Annotated in this window: 24 protein-coding genes; 8 read left to right on the top strand and 16 right to left on the bottom strand. The window is 45.5% G+C overall.

Annotation, left to right across the window (positions count from 1 at the left end):
• Nucleotides 1-120 precede the first annotated feature (120 nt).
• The 5 genes from AC1DN5_RS15455 (at nt 121) to AC1DN5_RS15435 (ending at nt 4,567) form a co-directional block, all read left to right on the top strand.
• Nucleotides 121-981, top strand: a complete 861-nt coding sequence (locus AC1DN5_RS15455) for a polyprenyl synthetase family protein (protein WP_366969721.1) — start codon at nt 121-123, stop codon at nt 979-981.
• Complete coding sequence (gene comX, locus AC1DN5_RS15450; RefSeq protein ID WP_012118314.1) at nt 950-1,123, top strand: competence pheromone ComX; 174 nt, start codon at nt 950-952, stop codon at nt 1,121-1,123. The genes AC1DN5_RS15455 and comX overlap by 32 nt, the downstream gene beginning before the upstream one ends.
• Nucleotides 1,124-1,136: 13 nt before the next feature.
• On the top strand, nt 1,137-3,437 hold the full coding sequence (locus tag AC1DN5_RS15445; protein WP_366969720.1) for a histidine kinase: 2,301 nt from the start codon (nt 1,137-1,139) through the stop codon (nt 3,435-3,437).
• A gap of 80 nt (nt 3,438-3,517) precedes the next feature.
• Nucleotides 3,518-4,162: a two-component system response regulator ComA gene (gene comA / locus AC1DN5_RS15440; RefSeq protein ID WP_016938117.1), complete on the top strand. Its 645-nt coding sequence runs from the start codon at nt 3,518-3,520 to the stop codon at nt 4,160-4,162.
• Between the two features lie 21 nt (nt 4,163-4,183).
• The gene (locus AC1DN5_RS15435; protein WP_366969719.1) at nt 4,184-4,567 is read left to right on the top strand and encodes a hotdog fold thioesterase; all 384 of its coding nucleotides are present in this window, start codon (nt 4,184-4,186) and stop codon (nt 4,565-4,567) included.
• Between the two features lie 39 nt (nt 4,568-4,606).
• On the opposite strand, the gene mnhG is transcribed toward AC1DN5_RS15435, so the two are convergent.
• Genes mnhG through AC1DN5_RS15400 form a run of 7 tightly spaced genes read right to left on the bottom strand, consistent with a single transcriptional unit; the run spans nt 4,607 to nt 10,376 of the window.
• Nucleotides 4,607-4,981, bottom strand: a complete 375-nt coding sequence (mnhG, locus tag AC1DN5_RS15430; protein ID WP_016938119.1) for a monovalent cation/H(+) antiporter subunit G — start codon at nt 4,979-4,981, stop codon at nt 4,607-4,609.
• Complete coding sequence (locus AC1DN5_RS15425; protein ID WP_016938120.1) at nt 4,965-5,249, bottom strand: Na(+)/H(+) antiporter subunit F1; 285 nt, start codon at nt 5,247-5,249, stop codon at nt 4,965-4,967. The genes mnhG and AC1DN5_RS15425 overlap by 17 nt, the downstream gene beginning before the upstream one ends.
• Nucleotides 5,249-5,725, bottom strand: coding sequence for a Na+/H+ antiporter subunit E (locus AC1DN5_RS15420; RefSeq protein ID WP_016938121.1), 477 nt, complete (start codon nt 5,723-5,725; stop codon nt 5,249-5,251). The genes AC1DN5_RS15425 and AC1DN5_RS15420 overlap by 1 nt, the downstream gene beginning before the upstream one ends.
• 5 nt (nt 5,726-5,730) lie before the next feature.
• Nucleotides 5,731-7,212 (bottom strand): Na+/H+ antiporter subunit D, encoded by a 1,482-nt coding sequence (locus AC1DN5_RS15415; protein WP_049627261.1) that lies wholly within the window; start codon nt 7,210-7,212, stop codon nt 5,731-5,733.
• Nucleotides 7,205-7,546 carry a Na(+)/H(+) antiporter subunit C gene (locus tag AC1DN5_RS15410; RefSeq protein ID WP_003152063.1) on the bottom strand — a complete coding sequence of 114 codons (342 nt, stop codon included), beginning with the start codon at nt 7,544-7,546 and terminating at the stop codon, nt 7,205-7,207. Before AC1DN5_RS15410 ends, AC1DN5_RS15415 begins: the two co-directional genes overlap by 8 nt.
• Nucleotides 7,546-7,977 carry a Na(+)/H(+) antiporter subunit B gene (locus AC1DN5_RS15405; protein ID WP_016938123.1) on the bottom strand — a complete coding sequence of 144 codons (432 nt, stop codon included), beginning with the start codon at nt 7,975-7,977 and terminating at the stop codon, nt 7,546-7,548. The genes AC1DN5_RS15410 and AC1DN5_RS15405 overlap by 1 nt, the downstream gene beginning before the upstream one ends.
• Nucleotides 7,974-10,376 carry a Na+/H+ antiporter subunit A gene (locus AC1DN5_RS15400; protein WP_366969718.1) on the bottom strand — a complete coding sequence of 801 codons (2,403 nt, stop codon included), beginning with the start codon at nt 10,374-10,376 and terminating at the stop codon, nt 7,974-7,976. The genes AC1DN5_RS15405 and AC1DN5_RS15400 overlap by 4 nt, the downstream gene beginning before the upstream one ends.
• A gap of 241 nt (nt 10,377-10,617) precedes the next feature.
• Between AC1DN5_RS15400 and AC1DN5_RS15395 the strand changes: the two genes are divergently transcribed.
• Entirely contained in the window at nt 10,618-10,836 is a 219-nt protein-coding gene (locus AC1DN5_RS15395; RefSeq protein WP_064778695.1) for a hypothetical protein, read from the top strand.
• Between the two features lie 44 nt (nt 10,837-10,880).
• Here the strand turns inward: AC1DN5_RS15395 and AC1DN5_RS15390 are convergent, their stop codons facing one another.
• The 6 genes from AC1DN5_RS15390 to malK all read right to left on the bottom strand — a co-directional run bounded on the left by AC1DN5_RS15390 (nt 10,881) and on the right by malK (nt 18,325).
• Nucleotides 10,881-11,840: an ABC transporter permease gene (locus AC1DN5_RS15390; protein ID WP_049627257.1), complete on the bottom strand. Its 960-nt coding sequence runs from the start codon at nt 11,838-11,840 to the stop codon at nt 10,881-10,883.
• Nucleotides 11,841-12,887: an ABC transporter permease gene (locus AC1DN5_RS15385; RefSeq protein ID WP_016938127.1), complete on the bottom strand. Its 1,047-nt coding sequence runs from the start codon at nt 12,885-12,887 to the stop codon at nt 11,841-11,843.
• A complete protein-coding gene (locus tag AC1DN5_RS15380; RefSeq protein WP_366969717.1) occupies nt 12,880-14,412 on the bottom strand; it encodes an ABC transporter ATP-binding protein in 1,533 nt (510 codons plus the stop codon). The genes AC1DN5_RS15385 and AC1DN5_RS15380 overlap by 8 nt, the downstream gene beginning before the upstream one ends.
• A 139-nt stretch (nt 14,413-14,551) precedes the next feature.
• Nucleotides 14,552-15,625 carry a BMP family lipoprotein gene (locus AC1DN5_RS15375; protein WP_016938129.1) on the bottom strand — a complete coding sequence of 358 codons (1,074 nt, stop codon included), beginning with the start codon at nt 15,623-15,625 and terminating at the stop codon, nt 14,552-14,554.
• A 398-nt stretch (nt 15,626-16,023) separates the two neighbouring features.
• Nucleotides 16,024-16,731, bottom strand: a complete 708-nt coding sequence (locus tag AC1DN5_RS15370) for a response regulator (RefSeq protein ID WP_016938130.1) — start codon at nt 16,729-16,731, stop codon at nt 16,024-16,026.
• The gene (gene malK / locus AC1DN5_RS15365) at nt 16,724-18,325 is read right to left on the bottom strand and encodes a malate sensor histidine kinase MalK (RefSeq protein WP_016938131.1); all 1,602 of its coding nucleotides are present in this window, start codon (nt 18,323-18,325) and stop codon (nt 16,724-16,726) included. Before malK ends, AC1DN5_RS15370 begins: the two co-directional genes overlap by 8 nt.
• Before the next feature lie 174 nt (nt 18,326-18,499).
• Between malK and AC1DN5_RS15360 the strand changes: the two genes are divergently transcribed.
• Entirely contained in the window at nt 18,500-19,057 is a 558-nt protein-coding gene (locus AC1DN5_RS15360) for a YufK family protein (protein ID WP_016938132.1), read from the top strand.
• A gap of 14 nt (nt 19,058-19,071) precedes the next feature.
• Here the strand turns inward: AC1DN5_RS15360 and AC1DN5_RS15355 are convergent, their stop codons facing one another.
• The 3 genes from AC1DN5_RS15355 to AC1DN5_RS15345 all read right to left on the bottom strand — a co-directional run bounded on the left by AC1DN5_RS15355 (nt 19,072) and on the right by AC1DN5_RS15345 (nt 22,716).
• Nucleotides 19,072-19,485 (bottom strand): thiol-disulfide oxidoreductase DCC family protein, encoded by a 414-nt coding sequence (locus tag AC1DN5_RS15355; protein WP_060964435.1) that lies wholly within the window; start codon nt 19,483-19,485, stop codon nt 19,072-19,074.
• A 21-nt stretch (nt 19,486-19,506) separates the two neighbouring features.
• On the bottom strand, nt 19,507-21,381 hold the full coding sequence (locus AC1DN5_RS15350) for a transglycosylase domain-containing protein (protein ID WP_366969716.1): 1,875 nt from the start codon (nt 21,379-21,381) through the stop codon (nt 19,507-19,509).
• 90 nt (nt 21,382-21,471) lie between these two features.
• Nucleotides 21,472-22,716 (bottom strand): multidrug efflux MFS transporter, encoded by a 1,245-nt coding sequence (locus AC1DN5_RS15345; RefSeq protein WP_366969948.1) that lies wholly within the window; start codon nt 22,714-22,716, stop codon nt 21,472-21,474.
• Between the two features lie 150 nt (nt 22,717-22,866).
• Between AC1DN5_RS15345 and kapD the strand changes: the two genes are divergently transcribed.
• On the top strand, nt 22,867-23,484 hold the full coding sequence (gene kapD, locus AC1DN5_RS15340) for a 3'-5' exonuclease KapD (RefSeq protein ID WP_029575323.1): 618 nt from the start codon (nt 22,867-22,869) through the stop codon (nt 23,482-23,484).
• Nucleotides 23,485-23,505 lie beyond the last annotated feature (21 nt).

Below are 23,505 nucleotides of genomic sequence, written 5' to 3'. Positions count from 1 at the left end.
TGCTGTATTTGAACAAAAGGGTTTAGTAAAATAAAGTGAGGGATTCATATAGCTAAGAAATTAACTCTAGAAGCAGAGGATGTAAAGGACACAATAAACCATATTCTCAAAAAAAATGATGTGAATAAAGAAGTAAGTAAACATGTTTTGAATTTTGCTGATACAAAAAACAACTTTCCATTCGCTGAGTTAGCTTTAGATCATTATTTGGCTTTTGGAGGGAACGATTTTGAAGAAATACTAGATTTAGGAACAGGGATTGAACTGCTTATCTTAGCGGCTGATATTTTTGATGACATACAAGATAAGGATCGTCCAAATGCAGAATGGATGAAAATGGATCATGCTGTATCTTTAAATATTGCAACTTTAATTTATACAATAGCTCTCCAAGTTATATCATCTCGAGATCCGGAAGGGTTATTACTCAAGACAGCTCTAAAATATACAGTTCAAGCTATGGAAGGACAACACATTGATTTGGTTGATAATACTTTAACTGAAAATCAATGCATTGAAATGATTAAGAAAAAGTCAGGGGCTTTGACAGCTTTAGCAAGTATGCTGGGTGCCGTACTTGCAACTAAACGTTATCAATCAGATGTGGAGCAGTATGCTTTCTATATAGGGGTTGCAGCTCAATTAAAAAATGATTTATTTGAAGTAATGTATGTGAATAATACGGAAACCTTTTTCAAAAAGACAAATTTGGCAATTCAGTTCTTAGAGAAAAAATTCAACACAGTGTCCACAAAATTGTTAAACAACAACTTTCAACAATCAGAGTTAAAACGGCTTCTCTTAGAATCTGGTGTTATCCATTATATGTCAGTTATGATTAATCTATATAATTTGAAAGTGAAAAATGGACTCGAAAATTTAAATTTGACTTTAGAGAACAAAAACTATTTAATTAAAAAAATTTGCGAAAATGAGAAGGTGGATAAAAATGCAGGAAATAGTAAATTATTTAGTTCGTAATCCCGAAATTGTTCAAAAATTGAGAAGAGAAGAAGTCAGTATTATAGGTTTAGATAAAGAAGAGGTGAAAGGAGTATTGCTTGGATTTGATCAATTAATCTCAATGAGTTCAAAAGACGAGATATATTGGAAACCGTCATGAAACAGGGGTAAATATGAAGTTATCTAAAAATACGTATTCCATTTTATTAATTTTACTCAGCTTGTCTTATATTTTCTATTTAACTTATATAAATGTAAATAATCTATTTGTGGGAGCCACCGCAAATGTTAATAACAAAGGTCAAATAGAAATTACCAGAGTGTCAGATTATACTATGGCTTATTATGCAGGTGTCAAAAAAGGCGACATTGTAATTAAAATTAATCAGGATCAGAATGTTGAACCAAAAGATTTAAAACAGAATACATTAAAAAACGTTAGATCTATGACAGTTAAAAGATCTGGTGAAATAGTTGAACTCAAAAACTTAAGTTTATTAAGTGAGGACAATTTATTTGTTTATTTAATACCTGTTATTTTCTTCTTCGTATGCCTTAGTTGTATTATCCTTATTTTAAAAATTAACAAGGAAAAAAATTCAGTTTCAGCATTTATATTGATCATCTTTTTACTTACTACTGGTATGGCATACGTAAGTGCGGGAGGCTCGTCAAAAGGAGATATAATAAGTCGATACGTAAATGTCATAACTTTAATATCCGTCCCGGTAAATTATCTCTTGTTTATTTATCAATATATTAAAGAATTTGGATACAAGATTTTTAACGGGAAAGTTTTTGTTGCTTTATATACAGTCCCTGTTATTAATATAATACTAGAGTTTTTTAGGCAGTGGTTTGAAAGAGGAGTAGTGGGAAAAGTTAATTTAGTATCAATATCACTCCTTTATTTAATAGCTCTATTTTTCATTACTGTAGGTTTAATAAAGTACAAAAAAACAGAGCAAGCAAATATTCTTAAGACTTTTCTTTTAATTAATATTTTTGCTTTCTCACCATTTGTATTCTTGTATGTGGCACCCTACATTATTTTTAATGACTATTATGTTTCTTCTTTTTTAGTTGCGCCTTTTCTTTTATTAATTCCTTTTTCTTTAGTTTATCAATTTATGACTAATAAAATCTATGAAATTGATTTTATTATTGGGCGGTTGAAATATTATAGTCTTTTAGCTGTCACTCCTACTTTACTTATTATTACAATTTATGATCTTGTACAAGATCCAAACTCAGAGTTTTATACGTTTAAACTAACTTTGCTTACATATATTATTATGTTAGCTGTGTTTTATTCGAAAGAGATCTTAGATTTTCGTTTCCGTTTAAAGCGTTTTTCTGAAAAACATAATTATCAGGACAGCATATTCAAGTTTACTCAAATAATTAAAGGAGCTTCATCCTTAAAACAAGTATTCACTGAACTTGAATCTACTCTACTTGAAGTTTTGATGGTTAGTAAAGTCTGTGTTTTAGAAGCAGAAGGAGACTTAAATGTAAGATGTTTTTTTAATGATAATGAGAAAAAATTATGGGAGCCGTATTCTCATCAATTAGCTGAAACGACCAGCGAAATCGGCAAAATAGTTCAGGTAGATAAAGGGTTTTTAATGAAAATAGGGGAACGGGGCAGTAAATCATACATTGTACTGTGTTTATCATTTATGAATACTCCGAAACTAACTTGGGATGAGATTTCTTGGTTAAAGACCTTATCATTCTACACCAGTATTACGATGGAGAACGTGCTTAAAATCGAAGAACTGATGAATCATCTCGAAGATTTAAAGAAACAGGAGACAAACCCGGTCTGGCTCAAAAAGCTGATGTTTACGATCGAGGAAAAGCAGCGGTCGGATTTGGCCCGTGATCTGCATGATTCGGTGCTGCAGGATTTGATTTCTTTGAAGCGCCAGTGTGAGCTGTTTCTGGCTGATTTTAAAAGAGAAGAGCCTTGCCAGTTAGAGGTGCAGGACAAGCTTCATCAGATGAATGAGCAGATGTCGGATGTCATTTTGATGACCCGGGAGACGTGCCATGAGCTTCGGCCTCAGCTGCTGTATGATTTGGGTCTGGTCAAGGCGGTATCCAAGCTTGCCGCACAGCAGCAGGAGCGTGCGCCGTTTCATATCCGTCTGAATACGGGCCGGTTTACGGCGGCGCTGGATTTGGATACGCAGCTGAATTTGTACCGCATCATTCAGGAATTTCTTTCGAATGCCATGAAGCATTCACAGGCCAATGAGGTGCTGATTATGCTGATCAGCATTCAAAATAAAGTGATTCTGCATTATGAAGATGACGGGGTCGGGTGCAATCAGGAAGAAGGCGGCGGACAGTCGATGAGCATGGGGCTTTCGGGCATTAAGGAGCGCGTCCGGGCGCTTGACGGCCGGATGAAAATCGACACAAGTGAAGGAAATGGTTTTAAAGCGGATATTGAAATGGAATTGTAACCAATTTATCACCAAATCGACTTGGCAGAAGCCAAGTCTTTTTAATAAAATGGAAATGAATGAGTAAAAGGGAGGAAACCATGAAAAAGATACTAGTGATTGATGATCATCCGGCTGTCATGGAGGGCACCAAGACGATTCTGGAAACGGACACGAATCTTTCTGTCGATTGCCTCAGTCCCGATGCCAGTGAACAGTTCGTTCTCCGGCATGATTTTTCAGCTTACGATCTCATATTAATGGATTTAAATCTGGGTGATGACCTCAGCGGCATAGAGCTATCCAAGAAAATCTTAAAAGAGAATCCTCTCTGTAAAATCATTGTCTACACAGGCTATGAAGTTGAAGATTATTTTGAAGAATCCATCCGCGCGGGCCTGCATGGCGCCATCAGCAAAACCGAATCTAAAGAGAAAATCATGCAATACATATATCACGTGCTCAACGGACAGATTTTAGTTGATTTCTCCTATTTCAAACAGCTGATGACCCAGCAAAAAACAAAAACGTCTTCTTCCCCTCAAAGTGAGCAGGATCGGTTAACCCCGAGAGAGCGCCATATTCTCCAAGAGGTCGAAAAAGGTTTGACCAATCAGGAAATCGCCGATGCGCTTCACTTAAGCAAGCGGTCGATTGAATACAGCCTGACATCTATTTTTAATAAGCTGAATGTCGGCTCCCGCACTGAAGCGGTGCTGATCGCCAAGTCAGATAATGTACTATAAACCTTGAAAGGAGAATGATCTATGAATCTGAATCATACATTGCTCGGCGCACTCGGCATTGAAATCACTGAAAACACGGCGGAGAGATGCGTCGCTGTTATGCCGGTGGATAAGAGGACGGTGCAGCCTTTCGGATATCTGCACGGAGGCGCGTCCGCAGCGCTGGCGGAGACTGTTGCAAGCATCGGCGCCCAGCATTTTATCGACCGGTCGAAACAGGCCTGTGTCGGGCTTGAGATTAATGCCAATCATTTAAAATCCGTGAAAGAGGGCGGTACGGTCACGGCGATTGCGGAACCCGTTCACACAGGCAGGACAACCATTGTGTACGGGATTAACATTTTCGATGAAAGAGAAAGGCTGATCTGTGTGTCCCGCTGCACGCTGGCTGTTATAACAAAATAAACAAACAGCCGGAACCCTGAATCGTCCGGCTGTTTGTTTTTACAAATATGAATCTTCTTTTCGTTTGATCACAAAGTTTCTGATCCCTTTATAATCATCCTGAACGCTTCGTTTATCAAGCGCCGTTCCCGAGTTATACGCGGCTCTGCATATGAGGTGCGCCCCGACCGGCGCCGTCAGCAGGATAAAAATGATGCCGAGCAGTATTTTTACGGAAATTTCTCCGGTCAGCATCCACAAGTAACCTAACACCCCGAGCAATATCAAATTAACGCCGAGTGTCGAGCCTTTTGAAGAGGCGTGGGCGCGTGTATACATGTCAGGAAGTCTGAGTGTGCCGAAAGACGCGACCAGGCAGATCAGCGATCCCATCAGAATACAAACGGCGACGGCCCATTTAACGATTTCGATCATTTTCGATAATCTCTCCTTTCTCCAAAAACTTAGCGAAGGCAATCGTGCCGATAAATGATAAAATGCCGAGCAGCAGAATGATATCCAAAAAGGCCGTTGTTCTTAAAAGGATGGATACGAGCGCGGTCATGGCAATCAGATTGATGCCGATCCCATCAAGCGCGACGACCCGGTCCGGTATCGTAGGCCCTTTAATGACTCGAATGACGTACAGAAGAGTCGAAACCGCCATAATGCCGAGTGATAATTGCAGAATAAACGTAAACATCAGCGGCTCACCTCCTGAATGGCTTTCTCAAAAGAGACGCGGATGTCATGAATCGCTTTCTCCGCATCCTCAATGTCCATAGCGTGTATATAGAGAATCGACCGGTCATCGGAGATATCCATCACAAGCGTACCCGGCGTCAGAGTGATTAACAGCGAGAGCAGTGTGATCTCCCAATCCTCCGTCAGTTCCGTCTTAAACGCGAAAATGCCCGGGCGGATGTTCATCTTCGGCGAAATAACGGTTTTCAGCACGCTGACATTGGCCAGATATAATTCTTTTATAAAGATCAGCATCAGTTTGATGACCGACCATATTTTCCAAATGTAAAACGGCCGCGAGAAGAAGCGCCGGAAAAAAAACAGCGCCGCCAAGCCCGCGATAAATCCGGTAACAAATCCCGCCGCGCTGAGGCTGTTTGTAAGAAACATCCAGCAAACAGCGAGAAGAACATTTAATAATAGTTGCAAAGCCATGCCATCTACTCCTTCAAAACAGCTTCAATGTATTTTTCCGGATTCAGCAGATTCTCAGCCGTCTGATTGACATACGGTGAAACCCATTCGGTTCCGAGCCCGAACAGAAGCGACAAAAGGAGAAAAGCGGCTGCCGGATAAAGAAGCCCTTTTGCGGACCGTCCGCCCGCGCCCGGGATTTCTTTTTCTTCTCCCCAAAAAGCCGTCGTAAAAACCTTCAGCACGGAATACAGCACAAGCAGGCTCGACAAGAGAATCAATACGGAGAACAATGTTTCCCCCTGATCAAAACCGCCTTCAGCAATCTTCAGCTTGCCCACAAATCCGCTGAACGGCGGGATGCCGGCCAAAGATATGGCGGAGATAAAGAACATCCATCCCAAAACGGGATAACGGGTGATCAGGCCGCTCATTTTATGCAGACTCGCCGTGCCGGTCAGCGTGATAAGCGTTCCCGCCAGCATAAACAGCGCTCCTTTTATCAGCATATCGTGAATCAAGTAATAAACCGCTCCTTGAATGGAGGCCGGGGTGTTCATGGCGATGCCGAACAAAATCACGCCGACGGCTGTAATAATATTATAGATGACGATTTTCATGACATCCGAAAAGGCGATAGACCCGATTACGCCGAATAATACCGTCAGCATCGCAAGCCACATCATCAATTGGTGGGTAAAGCCTGCATCGTGAATGAAAATCAAGGTGAATACTCTCAAAATGGCGTACAGGCCGACTTTCGTCAAAAGAGATCCGAATAAGGCCGAAATCGCAGCCGGCGGGGCGTAATAAGAGCCCGGCATCCAGAAATACAGCGGGAATATCCCGCCCTTTAAACCGAAAACGACGAGAAACAGGACGCCGATGACAGTTATCAGCCCGGTCTGGCCCGATTCGCTGATTTTCACGCTTAAATCAGCCATATTCAGCGTCCCCGTCACCGCATATAAATAACCGACACCGATGACAAAAAACGCGGATGACACAATGTTAAACACGATATACTTCAATGATTCTCTTAATTGAATTTTCGTTCCGCCAAGCACGATCAGCATGTAGGACGCGATAAGCAGAAGCTCAAAGAAGACGTACATGTTGAACAGGTCACCCGTCAAAAACGCTCCGCTTACCCCCGCGAGAAGAAACTGCACCCCTGAATAATAGAAAGCGCGCTCCCGTTTTTCTCCGATAGAGCGGAAGGAGTACAAAATGACGAGCAGCCCGATGACGGCGGTTGTCAAAACAAGCAGTGCGGCGAGCTGATCAGCGGCGAGCACAATGCCGTACGGCGCTTTCCAGCCGCCGAGTGTCAGCGTCTGAATTCCGTGTGTAAAAACCGTCTGAACGAGAACGGCGCTGATGGCGATGGAGACACAGGAAGCGGCAGTACTGAATATCCGCATCAGCATCACGTGCCTGTTCATAAAAATCAGCAGCACTGCGCAAAGCAGCGGCACCAGAATAGGCAATATCACAAAGTTATTCATGTTGATCATTTCCCCTCATTCGATCCATATCGTCCGTTTTCAGTTCCTGATAGGCGCGAAACGCCATCACAAGCAGGAAGGACGTGACGCCGAACGAAATAACGATCGCCGTCAGTATAAGTGCCTGCGGCAGCGGATCGACAAACGATGTGCTTTTTCCGCCCAGTATGGGAGGGGCGCCTTTTTTCAGTCCGCCCATGGTCAGAAGCAGCAAATGGACGCCGTGGCTTAAAAGCGCGGTGCCGATAATCACGCGCAGCAGACTTTTAGAAAGCAGCAGGTAGGTTGCCGCCATAAACAAAATACCGGCAATGACAGACATTAAGATTTCCACTATTCTTCCTCTCCAATCGTTTGAATAATGGTCATCGTCACGCCGACAACAACGAGATACACACCTAAATCAAACAAAGTGGCCGTCGCAAGCTCCGTATTCCCGAGCACCGGGAGATGAAAATGGCCGAATGTATGGGTGAGAAAGGGCGCTCCGAAAAAGAACGAACCTGCACCCGTTGCAATCGCGATAAGCAGACCCGCGCCCGCTACATAAATAAAATTGACGGGCAAAATCGACTTGACGGTTTTTAAATCAAAGGCCAAAAGCAAAAGCACAATGGCCGAAGATGTAATCAGCCCGCCGACAAATCCTCCGCCGGGAGCGTTATGCCCCGATAAAAATAAATAGAAAGAGAAAAGCAGAATGATAAAAGATACAAGTTTCGTTGCCGTCTGAAGGATGATGTCGTTTGTTTTTTGCTGTCTCAACGCTCTTCTCCCTCCTCTTTTACTTTCGTTCTGATCATGCTGTAAATGCCGAGTGCGGCAATCGACAGCACCGTGATTTCAAACATGGTGTCAAATCCCCTGAAATCAACGAGGATGACGTTGACAATATTATTGCCTCCCCCAAGCTTATGACTGTAAGCCGTGAAAAAAGAGGCGATACTGTCTTTTGTTTTTTCGCTGGAAGACGCGATTCCGAGCATTGTCACGATGACGCCGACACCGAGAGAAATGATAAAATTCGTCAGCCGGAATGTTCTGGTCTTCTTTTTCCGCCGCATTTTCGGCAGATGATAAAAACAAAGAAGAAACAAGGCGACGGATATCGTCTCAATGACAAGCTGCGTGAGCGCCAGATCGGGCGCTCTGAAAATCACGAAAAACAGCGCGAGCGTATACCCGACAACTCCGAGTGCGATAATGGCCGTCAGCCGCGATTTGGCGAACACAGTCGCAATCGTTGCGCTCACCATAACGAGCGACAGCACGATTTCATACAGACCGATCTCAGCCATTCCTTTCGTTGTCATGGAAAAGCCGCCTTTCATCACGAACGCCGCTCCGATGAGAATGATAAACGCCGCAAAAATATACAGCAGATAATCCCGCAAAAATCCGGTCATATAAGATGACGTCAGCTGGTAAGATCTTTTTTCCATACTGCCCGTCACCGCATTGTAAAGCCGGTTCAGCGTCAGTTTCTTCGGAAACAGACCGTATACCCGCTCCCATTTAGACAGAGACACGTAACCGATCGTGCCGACAATGATAATGCCGACGGTCATCAGCACTTCAGCCGTCACACCGTGCCACTGGGAAATGTGGACATGGAATGTATCCCCGCCGGTTAACAGAGCCGGATAAATGGAATTCATCGCCGGTTCAATCAGGCTGTAGGATAAAACATTCGGTGCGAAAAACAGACTGACGGCGCAAGCGGCAAGAATCACCGGCGAAATCAGCATGCCAAGCGGAGCTTCATGCGGCGTCTTTTCAAGCTGATCCGTTTTGCGCGCGCCTCTGAACGTTCTGAAAAACAGCTTCATGCTGTAGATAAACGTGAAGACGCTGCCGATCCACGCCAGAACGGGGAACAGCACGCCCCACGTATCCAGGCTGAAAATATCTGCATGAGCAATCCGCAGCATACTTGTAAAGAACATTTCTTTACTTAAGAAGCCGTTAAAAGGAGGGAGGCCGGCCATGGAAAAGGTTCCGATCAATGAAACGGTAAACGTTATCGGCATAAGCGCCATCAGTCCGCCGAGCCTGCGGATATCCCTCGTTCCCGTTTCATGGTCGATAATGCCGACCGCCATAAATAAACTTCCTTTAAAAGTAGCATGGTTAATTAAGTGAAACACAGCCGCGGTCACAGCCGCCGTGAAATACTCCGAATGCTGAAAGTGAAGCGCGGCGGCTCCTGCGCCGAGCATCGATACAATCATACCGAGCTGGCTGACTGTGGAAAAAGCCAGAATCGCTTTTAAATCGGTTTGTTTAATCGCGTTGAAGGAAGCCCATACCATCGTGATCAGACCGACTGAGGCAACCGTCCAAAACCAGACGGGTGAAAACGCAAAAACCGGACTGAATCTGGCAATCAGATAAATGCCCGCTTTCACCATTGTTGCCGAGTGCAGGTAGGCGCTGACAGGAGTCGGGGCTTCCATGGCATCAGGAAGCCAGATGTAAAACGGAAACTGCGCTGATTTCGTAAAGGCCCCCAATAACAGGAGAACCATTGCCGGAATAAAGAACGGATGGCCGGCGATAATATGCACCTGGTTGACCATTTCCCTGATACTGAATGAGTCCGTCATCAGATACAGCAGGATAAAGCCGCCGAGCATGCACAGTCCGCCGCCGACGGTAATCAGCAGTGATTTTTCCGCCCCGTAACGTGATTTCTCCCGCTTATGCCAATACCCGATTAATAAAAAGGATGACAGGCTTGTCAGCTCCCAGAACATATAAAGCACAATGACGTTATCGACGAGCACAACGCCGAGCATCGCGCCCATAAACATCAGCAGGTACACGTAAAAGGGGCCGAGCCTTTCTTTGTCCTTCGATAAGTAAAAAATACTGTAAAGTGTCACCAGAGAGCCGATGCCCGTAATCAATAAAGCGAATAACAGCCCGAGTCCGTCAATATAAACGGTATAGTTAATACCGAGGGAAGGAATCCATTCGGCCGCATACCGGACGGTTTCTCCCGCCATTGTCAGCGGGAGCTTGCTGATAAAGTAAACAAACAGCACAACGGGCAATATCAGCACAAACCAGCCTGTATGGACTTGTTTTACCCGTTTATAAAGAAAGGGAACGATAAATGCAAATAAAAAAGGCGCCAAAATCGCGAAATGTAACAGCTGCAACAGAAGACCTCCTTTGCTTGTTTTTCATCAAGCAACTGCTTTATGTAAGAGTGAAAAAATCAATTCACGGTCATAGGACCCAGTACAAATTATATCGCACTTTTTTTTACCCTGCTACGGCATAATGTATTCCTCTCTATGTTTTTGTGGTCTTTTGAACCTAAAATAAATTTATCAAATATCCGGATCTTTGTATATACATTTAGCTTTCAGATCAAGCTTTACAAAAGGAGCTGGTCAGATGAAAAGAAAGGCGGCAGCCTGTATTGGAATATTTTGTTCTATTATTGCAGGAACATTCATAGCGGACGATTTCTGCAAAGGGAGGCAGGAGACGGAGGCAGATGAATGGGAGTATTTTTTTCTCGGGACAGAATACGCGCACGACAAGCTGAGTGCGGCTGAATCAATGCAAAAGCCGTTTCAGCCGCGTGAATATATTAGAATCGTTTATAGATGAAAAGAGTTCCGGCAACAGGGCGCGGAACTCTTTTTGTATGATGATCAGCGTTTTCCTTTAATATAAGGGATGCCGTTGGCTTTAGGCGCATCCGCGCGGCCGATGAACCCGGCAAGCGCGAGAATGGTCAGAATGTAAGGAGCCATCAGCATGTATACATTCGGAATGTCTTTGAACAGGGGCAAAAGCGAGCCGATAATGCTCAAACTCTGCGCAAATCCGAAAAACAGCGCAGCCCCGAGCGCGCCGATCGGATGCCATTTGCCGAAAACAAGCGCGGCAAGAGCGATAAAGCCTTGTCCGGAAATGGTGGAGTGCGTGAAATCAAGCGCGATCGTGGAAGCATATACACCGCCGCCGAGCCCGCCAAACAGCCCGCTGATCATGACGCCGATATAGCGCATGGCGAACACGTTGATTCCCATCGTATCTGCCGCCATCGGATGTTCCCCGACAGAACGGATGCGGAGGCCGAACGGTGTTTTGAATAAAATAAACCAAGAAACAAAGGCCAGTACGATGGCTAGAATCGAAGTATAATATACGTCTGAAAAGAAGATTTTTCCTAAAATCGGAATGTCGCTTAACCCCGGAATGTTCGTTTTGTAAAAGGGCTCCGGGATTTTATCAGTCTGCGCCTTGCCGTATATCAGCTTAACGATAAACAGCGTCGTTCCTAACGCGAGCATATTGATCGCCACCCCGGTTACCGTCTGATCGGCGCGGAAAGAAACCGCGGCAGCCGCGTGAATCAGCGAGAACAGCCCGCCGGCAATCATAGCCGCAGCCAGGGCGAGCCACGGGGCAGCGGCGCCGAGCTCACGTCCGAAAAATAAGTTGAACATGACGCTTGTAAAGGCGCCGATAATCATCAGCCCTTCCAGACCGATATTGACAACCCCCGATCTTTCAGAAAACACGCCGCCGAGAGCGGTTAAAATAAGCGGAGCCGCATAAACGAGTGTGGCCGGGACAATTATGGATAAAATCTGCAGGAAGTCCACTTACTTCGCCCCCTTTTTCTTCAATTTATCAAGGATGAGCCGGATGGCGTAGCTTGATGCCACAAACAAAATAATAATGGCGATGACGATGTCAACGACTTCAGAAGGCACACCGGATTCAATCGGCATATTTAAGGCGCCGACTTTAAGGCCGCCGAGAAGACAGGCCGCAAGAACCACGCCGATTGCCGTGCTGCTCCCTAGAAGCGCAACCGCGATGCCGTCGAAGCCGACTCCGGTAAACGCGCCTTTAACCGCCGCGTATTGAAAGGTTCCGAGGCCTTCCATCGCGCCGGCAAGCCCCGCGAAGGCGCCGGAAATCATCATGGCATACATCATATTTTTTCTGACGCTCATTCCGGCGTATTGTGCCGCGTGCTGATTAAAGCCGACAGCCCGAAATTCGAATCCGCTTTTTGTTTTATGAATGATAAACCACATGAAGACTGCCGCAAACAAAGCGATCAGTATCCCCCAATGAAGGCGGGAGTAGTCTGTCAGCTGCTCTAAAAACGGCGAGCGGAGCGACGCGCTTTCATGAATTTTGTCTGTTTTGTCCCTGTGGTCCGTCATGACATCGGATATGAGGTAATTGGTTAAATGAAGAGCGATATAATTCATCATGATCGTGACAATCACTTCGTGAACAAAAAAACGGGCTTTTAAAAATCCGGGAATCAGTCCCCAAATGCCTCCCGCGGCAGCAGCCGCCAATAACGAAAGCGGGAGGTGGATGTAAGCGGGGGCGTCAAAGGAAGTCCCGACCCAAACCGCGGCCGTCCAGCCGACAAGGAGCTGTCCCTCAACACCGATATTGAACAGGCCGGTCCGAAATGCGAACGCCACGGCCAATCCGGATAAAATATAAGGCGTAATCTGCCGGATCGTTTCCCCGAGATAATACATTTCACCGAAAATGCCGTTCCAAAGAGCCGAATACCCGCTTGCGACATTGTAGCCGCTGGCAAGCATGATGACCGCACCCGCAGCCAGGCCAAGAATGATTGCAATCAGCGGCACAGCCAGATGAGAAAGTCGATTAATCATGTATGTTCCCTGCCTCCATTTGCTTACTTCCCGCCATTAAAAGACCAAGCTCCTGCTCGTCTGTTTCCGGCGGATTGACGTTTGCGATGATGCTGCCTTCAAAGATGACGGCGATGCGATCGCTGAGATTCATGATTTCATCAAGCTCAAAAGACAACAGCAGCACAGCTTTACCGGCGTCACGCTGCTCAATGAGCTTTTTATGGACGAATTCAATCGCGCCGACATCGAGCCCCCGAGTCGGCTGGGCGGCAATTAATAGATCGGGATTTCTGTCCACTTCACGGCCGATAATGGCCTTTTGCTGATTTCCTCCCGAGAGAGCGCGTGCGGGCGTATATTCATCAGGCGTTCTGACGTCGTATTCTTCAATCAGGCTTCGCGCTTTGTCATAAATCGCGTGTTTATTTAATATGCCGAAAGAAGAGTAGGGCTTTTGATAATAACTTTGCAGCACGATATTTTCTCCGATCGGAAAATCTAGAACGAGTCCATGTTTATGCCTGTCCTGGGGGATATGCCCGATTCCTGCTTCAGTGACTTTCCGCGGCGGCATGTTTTGCAGCTGTTTGCCGTTTAACGTGATCGTGCCGGCATGTGTTTTTCTGAGGCCTGTAATGGCTTCGATTAATTCAGATTGGCCGTTGCCGTCAACGCCCGCAATGCCGACAATTTCACCTGCTCTGACAGAGAGGGAGAGCTGTTTGACCGCCTCAACTCCGCGCGCGTCTCTCACCGTTACATCAGAAAGCGAAAGCACCTCCTGTTTCGGTACAGCCGGCTGTTTATCCGTCTTGAATGAAACTGCGCGTCCGACCATAAGGCTTGCCAGTTCATCCTGATCCGTATGTGCGACATCGAGTGTTGTAATGCCTTTTCCTTTCCGGATGATGGTGACACGGTCGCAGACTTCCATGATTTCTTTTAATTTGTGGGTGATGAGGATAATGGATTTTCCTTCATTGACCAGGTTTTTCATAATCTGAATCAGTTCTTGAATTTCGTGCGGGGTCAGCACCGCGGTCGGCTCGTCAAAAATGAGAATGTCCGCGCCCCGGTAGAGGGTCTTTAATATTTCCGCCCGCTGCTGCATACCGACAGATATATCGGCAACTTTAGCTTCAGGATCAATCTGCAGGCCGTAACGGTCGGAAATATCGCGCACGTCCCGGTCGGCGCGCTGTCTGTCAATCCGTCCTAATTTTTTCGGCTCTTTTCCGAGAATAATATTTTCTGAGATGGTAAAGGTATCCACAAGCATAAAATGCTGATGCACCATTCCGATGCCGAGGTCGTTGGCTTTGTTCGGGCTGTTGATGTGAACACGTTCACCCCGCACCCGGATTTCGCCTTTTTCCGGCTGATACAGGCCGAATAAAACGTTCATGAGTGTCGATTTCCCCGCGCCGTTTTCCCCGAGCAGGGCGTGTATTTCGCCTTTTTTCACTTGAAGCGTGACGTCATCATTGGCAACGATTCCGGGAAACTCTTTGCGTATATTAAGCATTTCAATGATATAATCCACGATTTGACGCTCCTTTTCAGAGATGCTTTGATGAAAAAGCTTGGCAAAAGAAAAGCTGCAAGAGATGCAGCTCTTCCTTCACCGCTCTTTCCAAAAAAGAGAGGGGATAAGCACGAAAGTCTCCTTATCCCCTGATTTCTTACTCAGCCTTGAAGGATTTCAATTCTTTTTCAGTTGAAGGGATCTCGAGTCCGTCCGCGATTTTCTTCTTCCAATCGTCTGTTGCTTTGATGACATCGTCAGAAAGGTTTTCTTTGTGATCCGAGATGCCGACTGCATCCTGTGCCAATCCGTAAGTTAATGTTTTGCCGCCCGGGAATTTGCCGTCACTTGCTTTTTTCGTTAAGTCCTTCACGGCTGTATCCACTTTTTTGACCATTGATGTGAGTGTGACATTGTCTTTGGTGCCTTCAACTTGACCTTCCGCATACTGGTCTTTATCAACGCCGATGACCCATACGTTGCGTTTCGGATCTTCTTTTTTGAGGTTTTTGGCTTCCGTGAAGACGCCCGTACCCGTTGCGCCGGCCGCGTGATAAATGACGTCAACGCCTGATTTGTACATGCTTTCAGCCGTCGCTTTGCCGACATCGGCTTTGTCGAATCCGCCCGCATATTTCACTTCGACGGCCGCTTTCGGATTTGCGGCTTGTACACCGGCGCGGAAGCCGATTTCAAATTTTTTGATTAATTCAGACTCCATGCCGCCCACAAATCCGACTTTTCCCGTTTTGCTCGATAACGCAGCGGCTACTCCCGCGAGGAATGAACCTTCCTGCTCTTTAAATGTAAGGCTCGCCACGTTGTCTTTTTTGACAACGGCGTCAATAATCGCAAAATTTGTGTCTTTGCGCTGATCGGCGATTTCGCTGATGGAATCCTGCATCAGGTACCCGACGCCGTAAATCAGGTCAAAGTGTTCCCGTGCTAATTTATTTAAGTTCGTTGTGTAATCTGCATCTGATTTTGATTGGAGATAGTCAAACCCGCTTTTGCCTTTTGTAAGCCCCTTGTCTTTTCCGAATGCCTGAATGCCTTCCCAGGCGGACTGGTTAAATGATTTGTCATCGACTCCGCCGATATCCGTGACCATGCCGACGGTAAAGTTTTTGCTGCCGGAGCCGTTTGCTTTGTCACTCGAACCGCATGCGCTTAATAGGGTTCCGGCCGCTGCGATGAGCGCAACCGCCATTCCGATTTTGCGTTTTTTCAAAGATATAACCCCCCTGTAAAATATGGCTGATACCGTTTTTTTCAGACTTAAGCCGCCGATAGGATACAGAATCGAAAAACTTTCTGATAATAGTGATGAGACGTCTCTCTTTTTCCCGCTTTGAGCGGCTGTCTCGTATTAGTTCGGGACTTATGTCATATCTGAAAAGATCAGCTAACCAATCATAATTTATCATTTTACCCAGCATAAATAAATAGAAATTTGCTTATTTTTAAAAAAATATCAATATTATGAATCTGTTTCCTCATTTGGATAAATCATCGGCGGCTCCGTCGGGTCATTATTCTTATATAGCATATCAAAACGGAATCTCAAGCCTTTTGTCAGGGGATATGACAGTAAAAAGCACCGTTCACGGCGGAACGGCGCTTTTGACATTATAAATATTGTTTTATGGTGCTGACATTGCCGGTGTTGATATGGTATTGAAAGACGGGTCTGCCGATCGTGCCGTACGCCATCTCTACGTTCAGCACTTGAATGTCTTCAAGAAATTTAAGGTATTTCCGGATGGAGACTTGCGAGATTTCAGTATGCTTGGCGAGGTCTTCCGTAGTAAAAGAGCTGTCGCCGAAAGATTCGATGCTCGCCCAGATGAGTTTAAGCGTGCTTTTTGTCAGTCCTTTCGGAAGGTGAACCTTTTCCGCCGCTACTTTCTTTTGAAAAAGCTCCGCATCTAATTCTTTCTGTGTCATGCTTCTGTGTGATTGATAAACCTTCTGCTTGCGTCTGTAGTCGGAAAGGGCGGTTTGAAAGCGGTCAAACTCAAATGGTTTGATTAAATAATCGACGGCGCCGTACCGAAGTGTTTTTTTGATGACATCCAGCTCGCTTGCGGCTGAAATGACGATGACATCGACCGATTCATTTTGTTTGCGGATTTCCGTTAAAAGCTCAAGACCGTTTTTTCCCGGCATATAAATGTCAAGGAGGATGAGGTCGATATGATGCTCGCTTAACACGTGCAGCGCGCTTTGAAAGGATGAAGCGATCCCTTTCAGCTGAAAGCCTTCAATCTGGCTGAGATAGCGTTTATTTAATTCACCCACCATGGGGTCGTCTTCAACTATGAGTACATTAATCATCATTTTCCTCCTTCGGTTCATACGGAATGCGAAGACTGAAAGTCGTTCCTTCATTCTTTTCACTTGTCACAATCATGTGGCCTTTTAAATTTTCTGTTGCCTGCTGGGTAAAATAGAGACCGAATCCCCGGTTTGTCCCTTTCGTGGAATAGCCTTGTTCAAAAATACGGGTTTGGTCTTCGGCGGACATTCCGGCCCCGGTGTCCGTAATTTCTATATCAAGCAGTCGATCCTGAAACCGCATCGAACACGTAATGTTTTTTTTCGGCATCTGCGCCACCGCGTCAAGCGCATTGTTCAGCAGATTTCCGATAATCGTAATGAGCTCGTGGATGACGGCGGGGTCCGCCGCATTCGGAATCATGCTGCCGAGCTGAATGTCCAGGTCAGCGCCCTGTTCGCGTATATAGCTTTGTTTTCCCAGCAGAAACCCTGCAAGAACCGGACTTTTGACATCGCTGATAATCTCGCTTGTTTCCGTCTTCTGCTGAATGGCGATATCCTTAATATAAGTGCCGAGATCATCATATTCTTTTAACTGGACAAGTCCTAAAATGACATGAAGCTTATTCATGAATTCATGGGACTGTGCTCTTAATGCGTTTGCATACATTTTAACACCGGACAGCTGTTCTGCTAAATGTTTGACCTCAGTTTTGTCCCTGAAAGTGGCGATCGCTCCGACGGTTTGTCCTTTCAGATGAATCGGAACCTCATTAAAAACAAGCTCAAGTCCGTTAATGCGGATATCCCTGTCTTGAAGCGGTTTTTTCGTTTCAATCACCTGCTTCAGCCGGCTTTTCGGAAGAATATCGTTCACATCTTGATCGACCGGATTAGTCGGAATACCCATTTTAATAAAGAGGCGTTTCGCTTCGGCATTGGCGAGCTTAATTTTTCCCCGCGCGTCAACCGCGAGGATGCCTTCCTTCGTGGATTCGAGCATGGCGCTCCGCTCTTCAAGCAGAGTGGCAATTTCATAAGGCTCAAGACCGTACATAATGTTTTTAACGGTGCGGGCGACAATGACGGCTCCTATAACGCCGACAAAAATACTTACGCAGATAATGAAATAAAGCGGTCTCAAACTGTGGCTGACGACATCCTGTATTTTGTTAAGCGAAATTCCGACCGAAACGACGCCCACTTGTTTTTTATCTTTTCCGTAGATCGGAACGAAGGCTCTCATGGATTTCCCGAGCGTTCCCGCTGATGTGCTCGTTTTGATATGGCCGTGCATCGCCGGCTGTTCGTCTCCGCCGGTGAATTTCTTACCGATTTTATTTGCGTCGGGGTGGGTGAGACGGATGCTGTTCATATCCATCACCACGACAAATTCGGTTCCTGTCGTATGCTGGACATCCAGTGTATAGTGCCGGAGCTCTTGCAGCCCTTTTCTTGTTTGCAATGCCTGCGCGACACTCGGTGTTTCCGCGACCAGCTTTGCGGTTCGCAGGGCGGTTGTCCGCTCTTCTTCTTTCACGCGGTCTGCGGTCTGGACGCTGATAGTGAAAAAGGTGATACAAAGTGCGATAAGAACGACAATACAGACGAATATCGTTAATCGGGTTTGCAATTTTAATGTTTTTTTCATGACAGCCTTCCTTACGTTTATCATTCCCGCGTTCTACTTTACTCCGAAAAAGCCGGTTTGTGAAGATCGGGCTCTTATTTCGTAAAAGTGAGGAAAAATGGAATTTTTTATCTTGTCAATGTGTTTTAAGTCCTCCATAATAAGTGAAGTAGATTACAGAAAGGGACTTTTTATATGAAAAATACTTATTGGACGGGTTATTTTCCGCTCGTTGCGATTCTGCTTTTTAGTTCGTCATTATCCATTTCTACCTCGCTTTATGTCATGAAAATGCTTCAGACGCTCGGCATGTATCAGGGAATGCTGGATTATTTCTCTGAGAAAGGGATCAGACTGGCGCTTTTTGCAGCGTTCGCCCTTGTGTATTTTATGCTTTTTTCGGCTTTGAAGCTGATTGCAGACACAGTGACAGAGCTGTCTCTATTGTTTTTCACAAATGACCCTGAAGGGGAAAACCTGAAAAAAATCAGATTAGGCTCTTTAATTTATGTAGGCGGCGGAATTCTTTCCTTTGCGCTTGTGCAGAATGGTTTCTGGATTGCGGCGTTTTTTGCCGTTGTCACACTCGTTTATTTGATCTTCATGGTGTACAGAATCTATTCAACGCTCTCGGTCGTTTCGCTGATCGGTTTCATATTGCTCGAGATTCTGTTTTGGTTTACTTTTGTTATCGGTATTTTGTACATCTTTATCAAGCTTTATAATAGCATAATGGCTAGCTTACCTGTGTAAGCTAGCCATTTTTATTAGGATAGAAATCTGTTTTTGATTTCAGGGGAGGGGAGCATGCATGCTTCCTTCTTTCCGAACCATTTATAACGGCGCCGGGCGATGAAAGAATAAGCTCTGTCCCTGAGAGGGCGGGGCACTGCGAAAAAAACCGCTGACAGCCGCCAGGCCCCGGAGAGATGCCGGGCAGCCTTTAATACGGCTGCGGATTTTTTGTAGATCCGCCCGTTTTCGATAAAAATCATGCTGTCAAATTGTTCTGTCGGAAGTCCTTCTGATGCCAAAAGCTCCCGGGCGGTATCTGATTGCAATGATGCAAATGAGATCAGGCCGGCCGGATCGCGTTTAATGATGAATTGAACGGCGCCGTTGCATAAGTTGCAGACGCCGTCAAACAAAAGCACGCGGTCCGGAAGCTGAGCTGGTTTCAAGTCGGATCCCCTCCATTATCTTTAATAAGCTGCCTGCAGCGTGTTTTTCCAGATCGAAAGCTGAGGGCTTGCGTCATGCAGATATTCGACGCTTGACGGTGTATCCTTGCCGACCCATACCCCCATCGTGTAAGCATCCGTCAGGCCGACAAACCACATATCGTGATAGTCATTTGACGTCCCCGATTTTCCGCCGACGTACGGAGCTTTAAAGTTCGCTTTTTTCCCTGTTCCGCTTTTCACGACGGCTTTCATCATTTCTTTGATCTGCATGTTGGTCCGCACGCTGAATACCGGCGTCGGCTCATCTTTCCATTTTAATATCGTTTTTCCTTTTAAATCAGTCACTTTCGTAATCGCGTGACTCGGCGTATAAACGCCGTTGTTTCCGAACGTGGTGTACGCATTGGTCATTTCAAGCGGCGTCATGCCGTTTGTAAAACCGCCAAGCGCCGCAGGCAGACGGTAATCCGCGCTGACCAGCTTCGCGAAATGAAACGGTTCAAGATAGCTGAACGCCTTATTGACGCCCACGCGGTCCATGATTCTGATGGCCGGTGTATTGTACGAGTATTTAAACGCCGTTTCCAGCGTAACCGTCCCGTACGTGCGGTTATTATAGTTCTGCGGGCAGTAATCCGCACTGCAGAATTTGCTTGCGTCAATCTTGCTGTGCGGCGTTGCGCCGGTCTTTTCAATGTAAGGCCCGTAATCAAGCAGCGGCTTAATGGATGAACCGGGCTGTCTGTATGCCTGATAGGCGCGGTTGAAATCATATTTATGATAATCTTTCCCGCCTGAAAGCGCGATAATCTGATGCGTCTGATGATTAATCACGGCCGCTCCGCCCTGAACGCCTGCATACGGCAGATTTTGATTCACTTGGGCGACGACCTGATTTTGCATATACGGATTCAGCGCCGTATAAATCTTCACACCGTCTTTTAACAATGTGCCGACTCTATCGGAAAGCTCGCTCTGTATTTTTTGTTTCGCCTTTCCGGAAGCTTTTTCAAGGCGTTTGTCATAGCCTTCAGATGATGAAACAAGCTGTGTGAATTCATCATTTACATAGGAAACATAGTCAGGATATTTGTTTGTTTTTTCGTTTATATCAAGCTTGATCTTTTCCTTTTCGGCTTTTTTCAGCTGTTTTCCGGATATGACACCCGCTTTTTTTAATCCGTTAAGCAATCTGACTTGTCGTTTTTTCGTATAGTCAAAATGCTTGAGAGGATCATATAATGTAGGGTTATTAGGGATGGCGCAGATAAAGGCCATTTCTCCCAAGGTGAGAGATTTCAGCGGCTTGCTGAAATAAAATTGTGCCGCCGAACCGACACCGTATACACCGTTATTAAAATAAATCGTATTTAAGTAGCCTTCCAAAATCTCATCTTTGCTGTATTTTTTCTCAAGCTGATAGGAATAGGCCAGCTCCGTCAGTTTTCGGCTGAAGGTGCGTTCATGGCTTAAATACACATTTCTCGCCAGCTGCTGGGTGATGGTGCTGGCGCCCTGGTCAATTTTATGATCTTTGAAATTGGAGGCGGCCGCTCTGACCATCCCCATAAAGTCAAACCCTTTATGCTCATAAAAATGACGGTCTTCAGAGGTTAAAAACAGCTGTTTTACCTCATTCGGTATTTTATTAAAGGGCACGATCACGCGGTTCTCATGATCGCTGACAATCTCAGAAACAAGGCTTCCGTCCCTGTCATACATGTAACTGTTTTGAACCAGGTTGATCGCTTTTAAATCAATATGTTTATCGAGCACCTGATCAAAAGGCTTGATTTGTTTTACCTCTTTGCCGGAAGCAATAACTGTAAATGCAAACAACGGGATAATGCCGAGCAGCAAAATCCATCCGATTATTTTACGTACCATGGTCACTCTCTTTTCTCCTGATTTCTAGCCATATCGTATCATTCTTTTAAGAATACGAGAAGGTTAAATTTAGAAGAAATCGTAATTGCTGATCGGTCAGCCCGCATCAGACACTGTATCTTTTTGCAAATGTCCGGCCAGCCATAAAAGCCCCGCGCCTGCCAAAAAGAGAAAAGCGGTGACGTAGAAAGCGGCCGAAATGGAAAAGCCGCTTGACACCGCACCGCCGAGCAGAGGGCCGATTACGTTTCCGAGAAAACGAAAGCTGACGTTATAGCCGAGCACCTCCCCCTGAATGCTGCCCGGCGCCCTGACGCGGATCGCTGCCGTAATACAAGGCAGCGTCCCGCCCATGACCATCCCGAAAAGAAATCTGAAGACTAAAAGGATGGAAAGGGAGGAGGCGATCGCCTGGGGAATAAAAAACACCGCTGAGGCAATTAAAAGCACGATTAAGATCCGGCTGTGGCCGAAGCGGTCGCCGAGGTCTCCCCATTTCCGGGCCAGCAGCAAGCTTCCGAGTCCGGTCGCAGAAAACGCCATTCCGGAGAAAAAGGCTAAATTAACAGGTCCGTGCAGCTCATTAACATATAAAGCGAGAAGCGGCTGAATACTGAAATTGCCGGTCTGCACGATCATAGTAAGCACCATCATCGCCCAAAGCGCGGGCTGGTGAAAAATATAAGAGAGCACCTGTTTTCTGGAGTAGGTTTTCCGCTTGCTTTGTTTCTCGCCGAGCGGCTGCTCATTGACCTGAAATAAAACGAGAAGCACAGATGCGAAAATGACAAAAGACGTAATAAAAAACGTGTACGTAAACCCGAAGCTGTCAGCAAGCAGCCCGCCCAGCATCGGCCCGAATAAAGTGCCTGACACCTGACCCATCTGCAGCGTGCCGAGTGTTTTCCCGGCAGTCTCTTTCGGCGTCTGCGCCGAAATCATCGCCAGTGATGTCGGAACAAAGCCCGTGACAAGGCCCATAAGCAGCCGGAGGACAAACAGCTGATAAACCGATGTCACAAACCCCATCAATAAAATGCTGACGGCAATGCCGGTGCCGGTAATCAAGAGAATTTTTTTGTAGCCGCGCTTATCGCCGAATCTTCCCCAAAACGGGGAAATCACAAACGCCATTAAAAACGTGACGCCGAACACATAACCGCTCCATCTCTGCACATACCCGCCCGAATGGGGGCTGATCGTTTCAATATATAACGAAAGAAACGGAACAATCATAGTCATGCTGGCGGAAATAAAGAAATTTGTAATCCAAATGACGACGAAGTTCTTCTTACGGACAGAAATAACATCACCTTCTTTACTTTTCGTGTGTCTAATTATAAGTATATAGGAATGAATCCGGTATTTGTATTTTCGATGCGGATATAGGAAAATTCATTATTTTTAGAAAATGAAGAAAGTTTCAGAGGGGAAACTGATATACTATCATAAAATATCATTTTTGATCGGAGGAAAGGCAGGTGTAAAAAAGTGGATCAGCGCAGTCTTCTCATTATTGATTTTGAATTTACGATGCCTGACGGAAAATACAGCCCGCAAAATTTCTTTCCCGAAATTATTGAAGCGGGGATTGTCAAGACAGTGAATGATGAAGTGACTGAAACGTTTTCGAGTTATATCAAACCGAAAAAATTTCCGAAGCTGACAAAACGATGCAAAACCTTTCTGAACATCACTCAAAAAGACGTGGACGGCGGAATCACGTTTAATGAATTCATCCGCAAATTAAATGAGCTTGACCCTGATAAAAACTGCACGATCGTCACCTGGGGCAATATGGATATGAAAGTGTTAAAGCAAAATTGCATGTTTAACCACATCCCCTTTCCATTTAAAGGAGAACTCCGGGATTTGTCCCTTGAATATAAAAACTTCTTCGGAGACAGAACTCTGACCGGGCTTTGGAAAGCGGCTGAAGAGTATGGCGATAAAGGGACGGGCACACATCATAAAGCGCTTGATGATGCGCAGACGACTTATAAATTATTCAAGCTTGTCGAACGGGATAAACAATACCTTGAAAAACCGAAACCTCCGACGATCGGCGATCGCGTCGATCTGACTGAACTGTTTCGCCGGGCCACATAAAAAAACCCAATCATGCCGACT

The organism is Bacillus sp. 01N42_2 (genome assembly GCF_056399565.1).
This window is presented reverse-complemented; position numbering and strand designations above follow the sequence as displayed.

Excerpts from the sequence above, each read along its gene's own strand:
- malK (WP_016938131.1), bottom strand. The coding sequence starts at position 18,325 with ATGAAAAAAACATTAAAATTGCAAACCCGATTAACGATATTCGTCTGT.
- comX (WP_012118314.1), top strand. The coding sequence starts at position 950 with ATGCAGGAAATAGTAAATTATTTAGTTCGTAATCCCGAAATTGTTCAA.
- AC1DN5_RS15370 (WP_016938130.1), bottom strand. The coding sequence starts at position 16,731 with ATGATTAATGTACTCATAGTTGAAGACGACCCCATGGTGGGTGAATTA.
- AC1DN5_RS15435 (WP_366969719.1), top strand. The coding sequence starts at position 4,184 with ATGAATCTGAATCATACATTGCTCGGCGCACTCGGCATTGAAATCACT.
- AC1DN5_RS15385 (WP_016938127.1), bottom strand. The coding sequence starts at position 12,887 with ATGATTAATCGACTTTCTCATCTGGCTGTGCCGCTGATTGCAATCATT.
- mnhG (WP_016938119.1), bottom strand. The coding sequence starts at position 4,981 with ATGATCGAAATCGTTAAATGGGCCGTCGCCGTTTGTATTCTGATGGGA.
- AC1DN5_RS15395 (WP_064778695.1), top strand. The coding sequence starts at position 10,618 with ATGAAAAGAAAGGCGGCAGCCTGTATTGGAATATTTTGTTCTATTATT.
- AC1DN5_RS15445 (WP_366969720.1), top strand. The coding sequence starts at position 1,137 with ATGAAGTTATCTAAAAATACGTATTCCATTTTATTAATTTTACTCAGC.
- AC1DN5_RS15425 (WP_016938120.1), bottom strand. The coding sequence starts at position 5,249 with ATGTTTACGTTTATTCTGCAATTATCACTCGGCATTATGGCGGTTTCG.
- AC1DN5_RS15415 (WP_049627261.1), bottom strand. The coding sequence starts at position 7,212 with ATGAATAACTTTGTGATATTGCCTATTCTGGTGCCGCTGCTTTGCGCA.
- AC1DN5_RS15420 (WP_016938121.1), bottom strand. The coding sequence starts at position 5,725 with ATGGCTTTGCAACTATTATTAAATGTTCTTCTCGCTGTTTGCTGGATG.
- AC1DN5_RS15360 (WP_016938132.1), top strand. The coding sequence starts at position 18,500 with ATGAAAAATACTTATTGGACGGGTTATTTTCCGCTCGTTGCGATTCTG.
- comA (WP_016938117.1), top strand. The coding sequence starts at position 3,518 with ATGAAAAAGATACTAGTGATTGATGATCATCCGGCTGTCATGGAGGGC.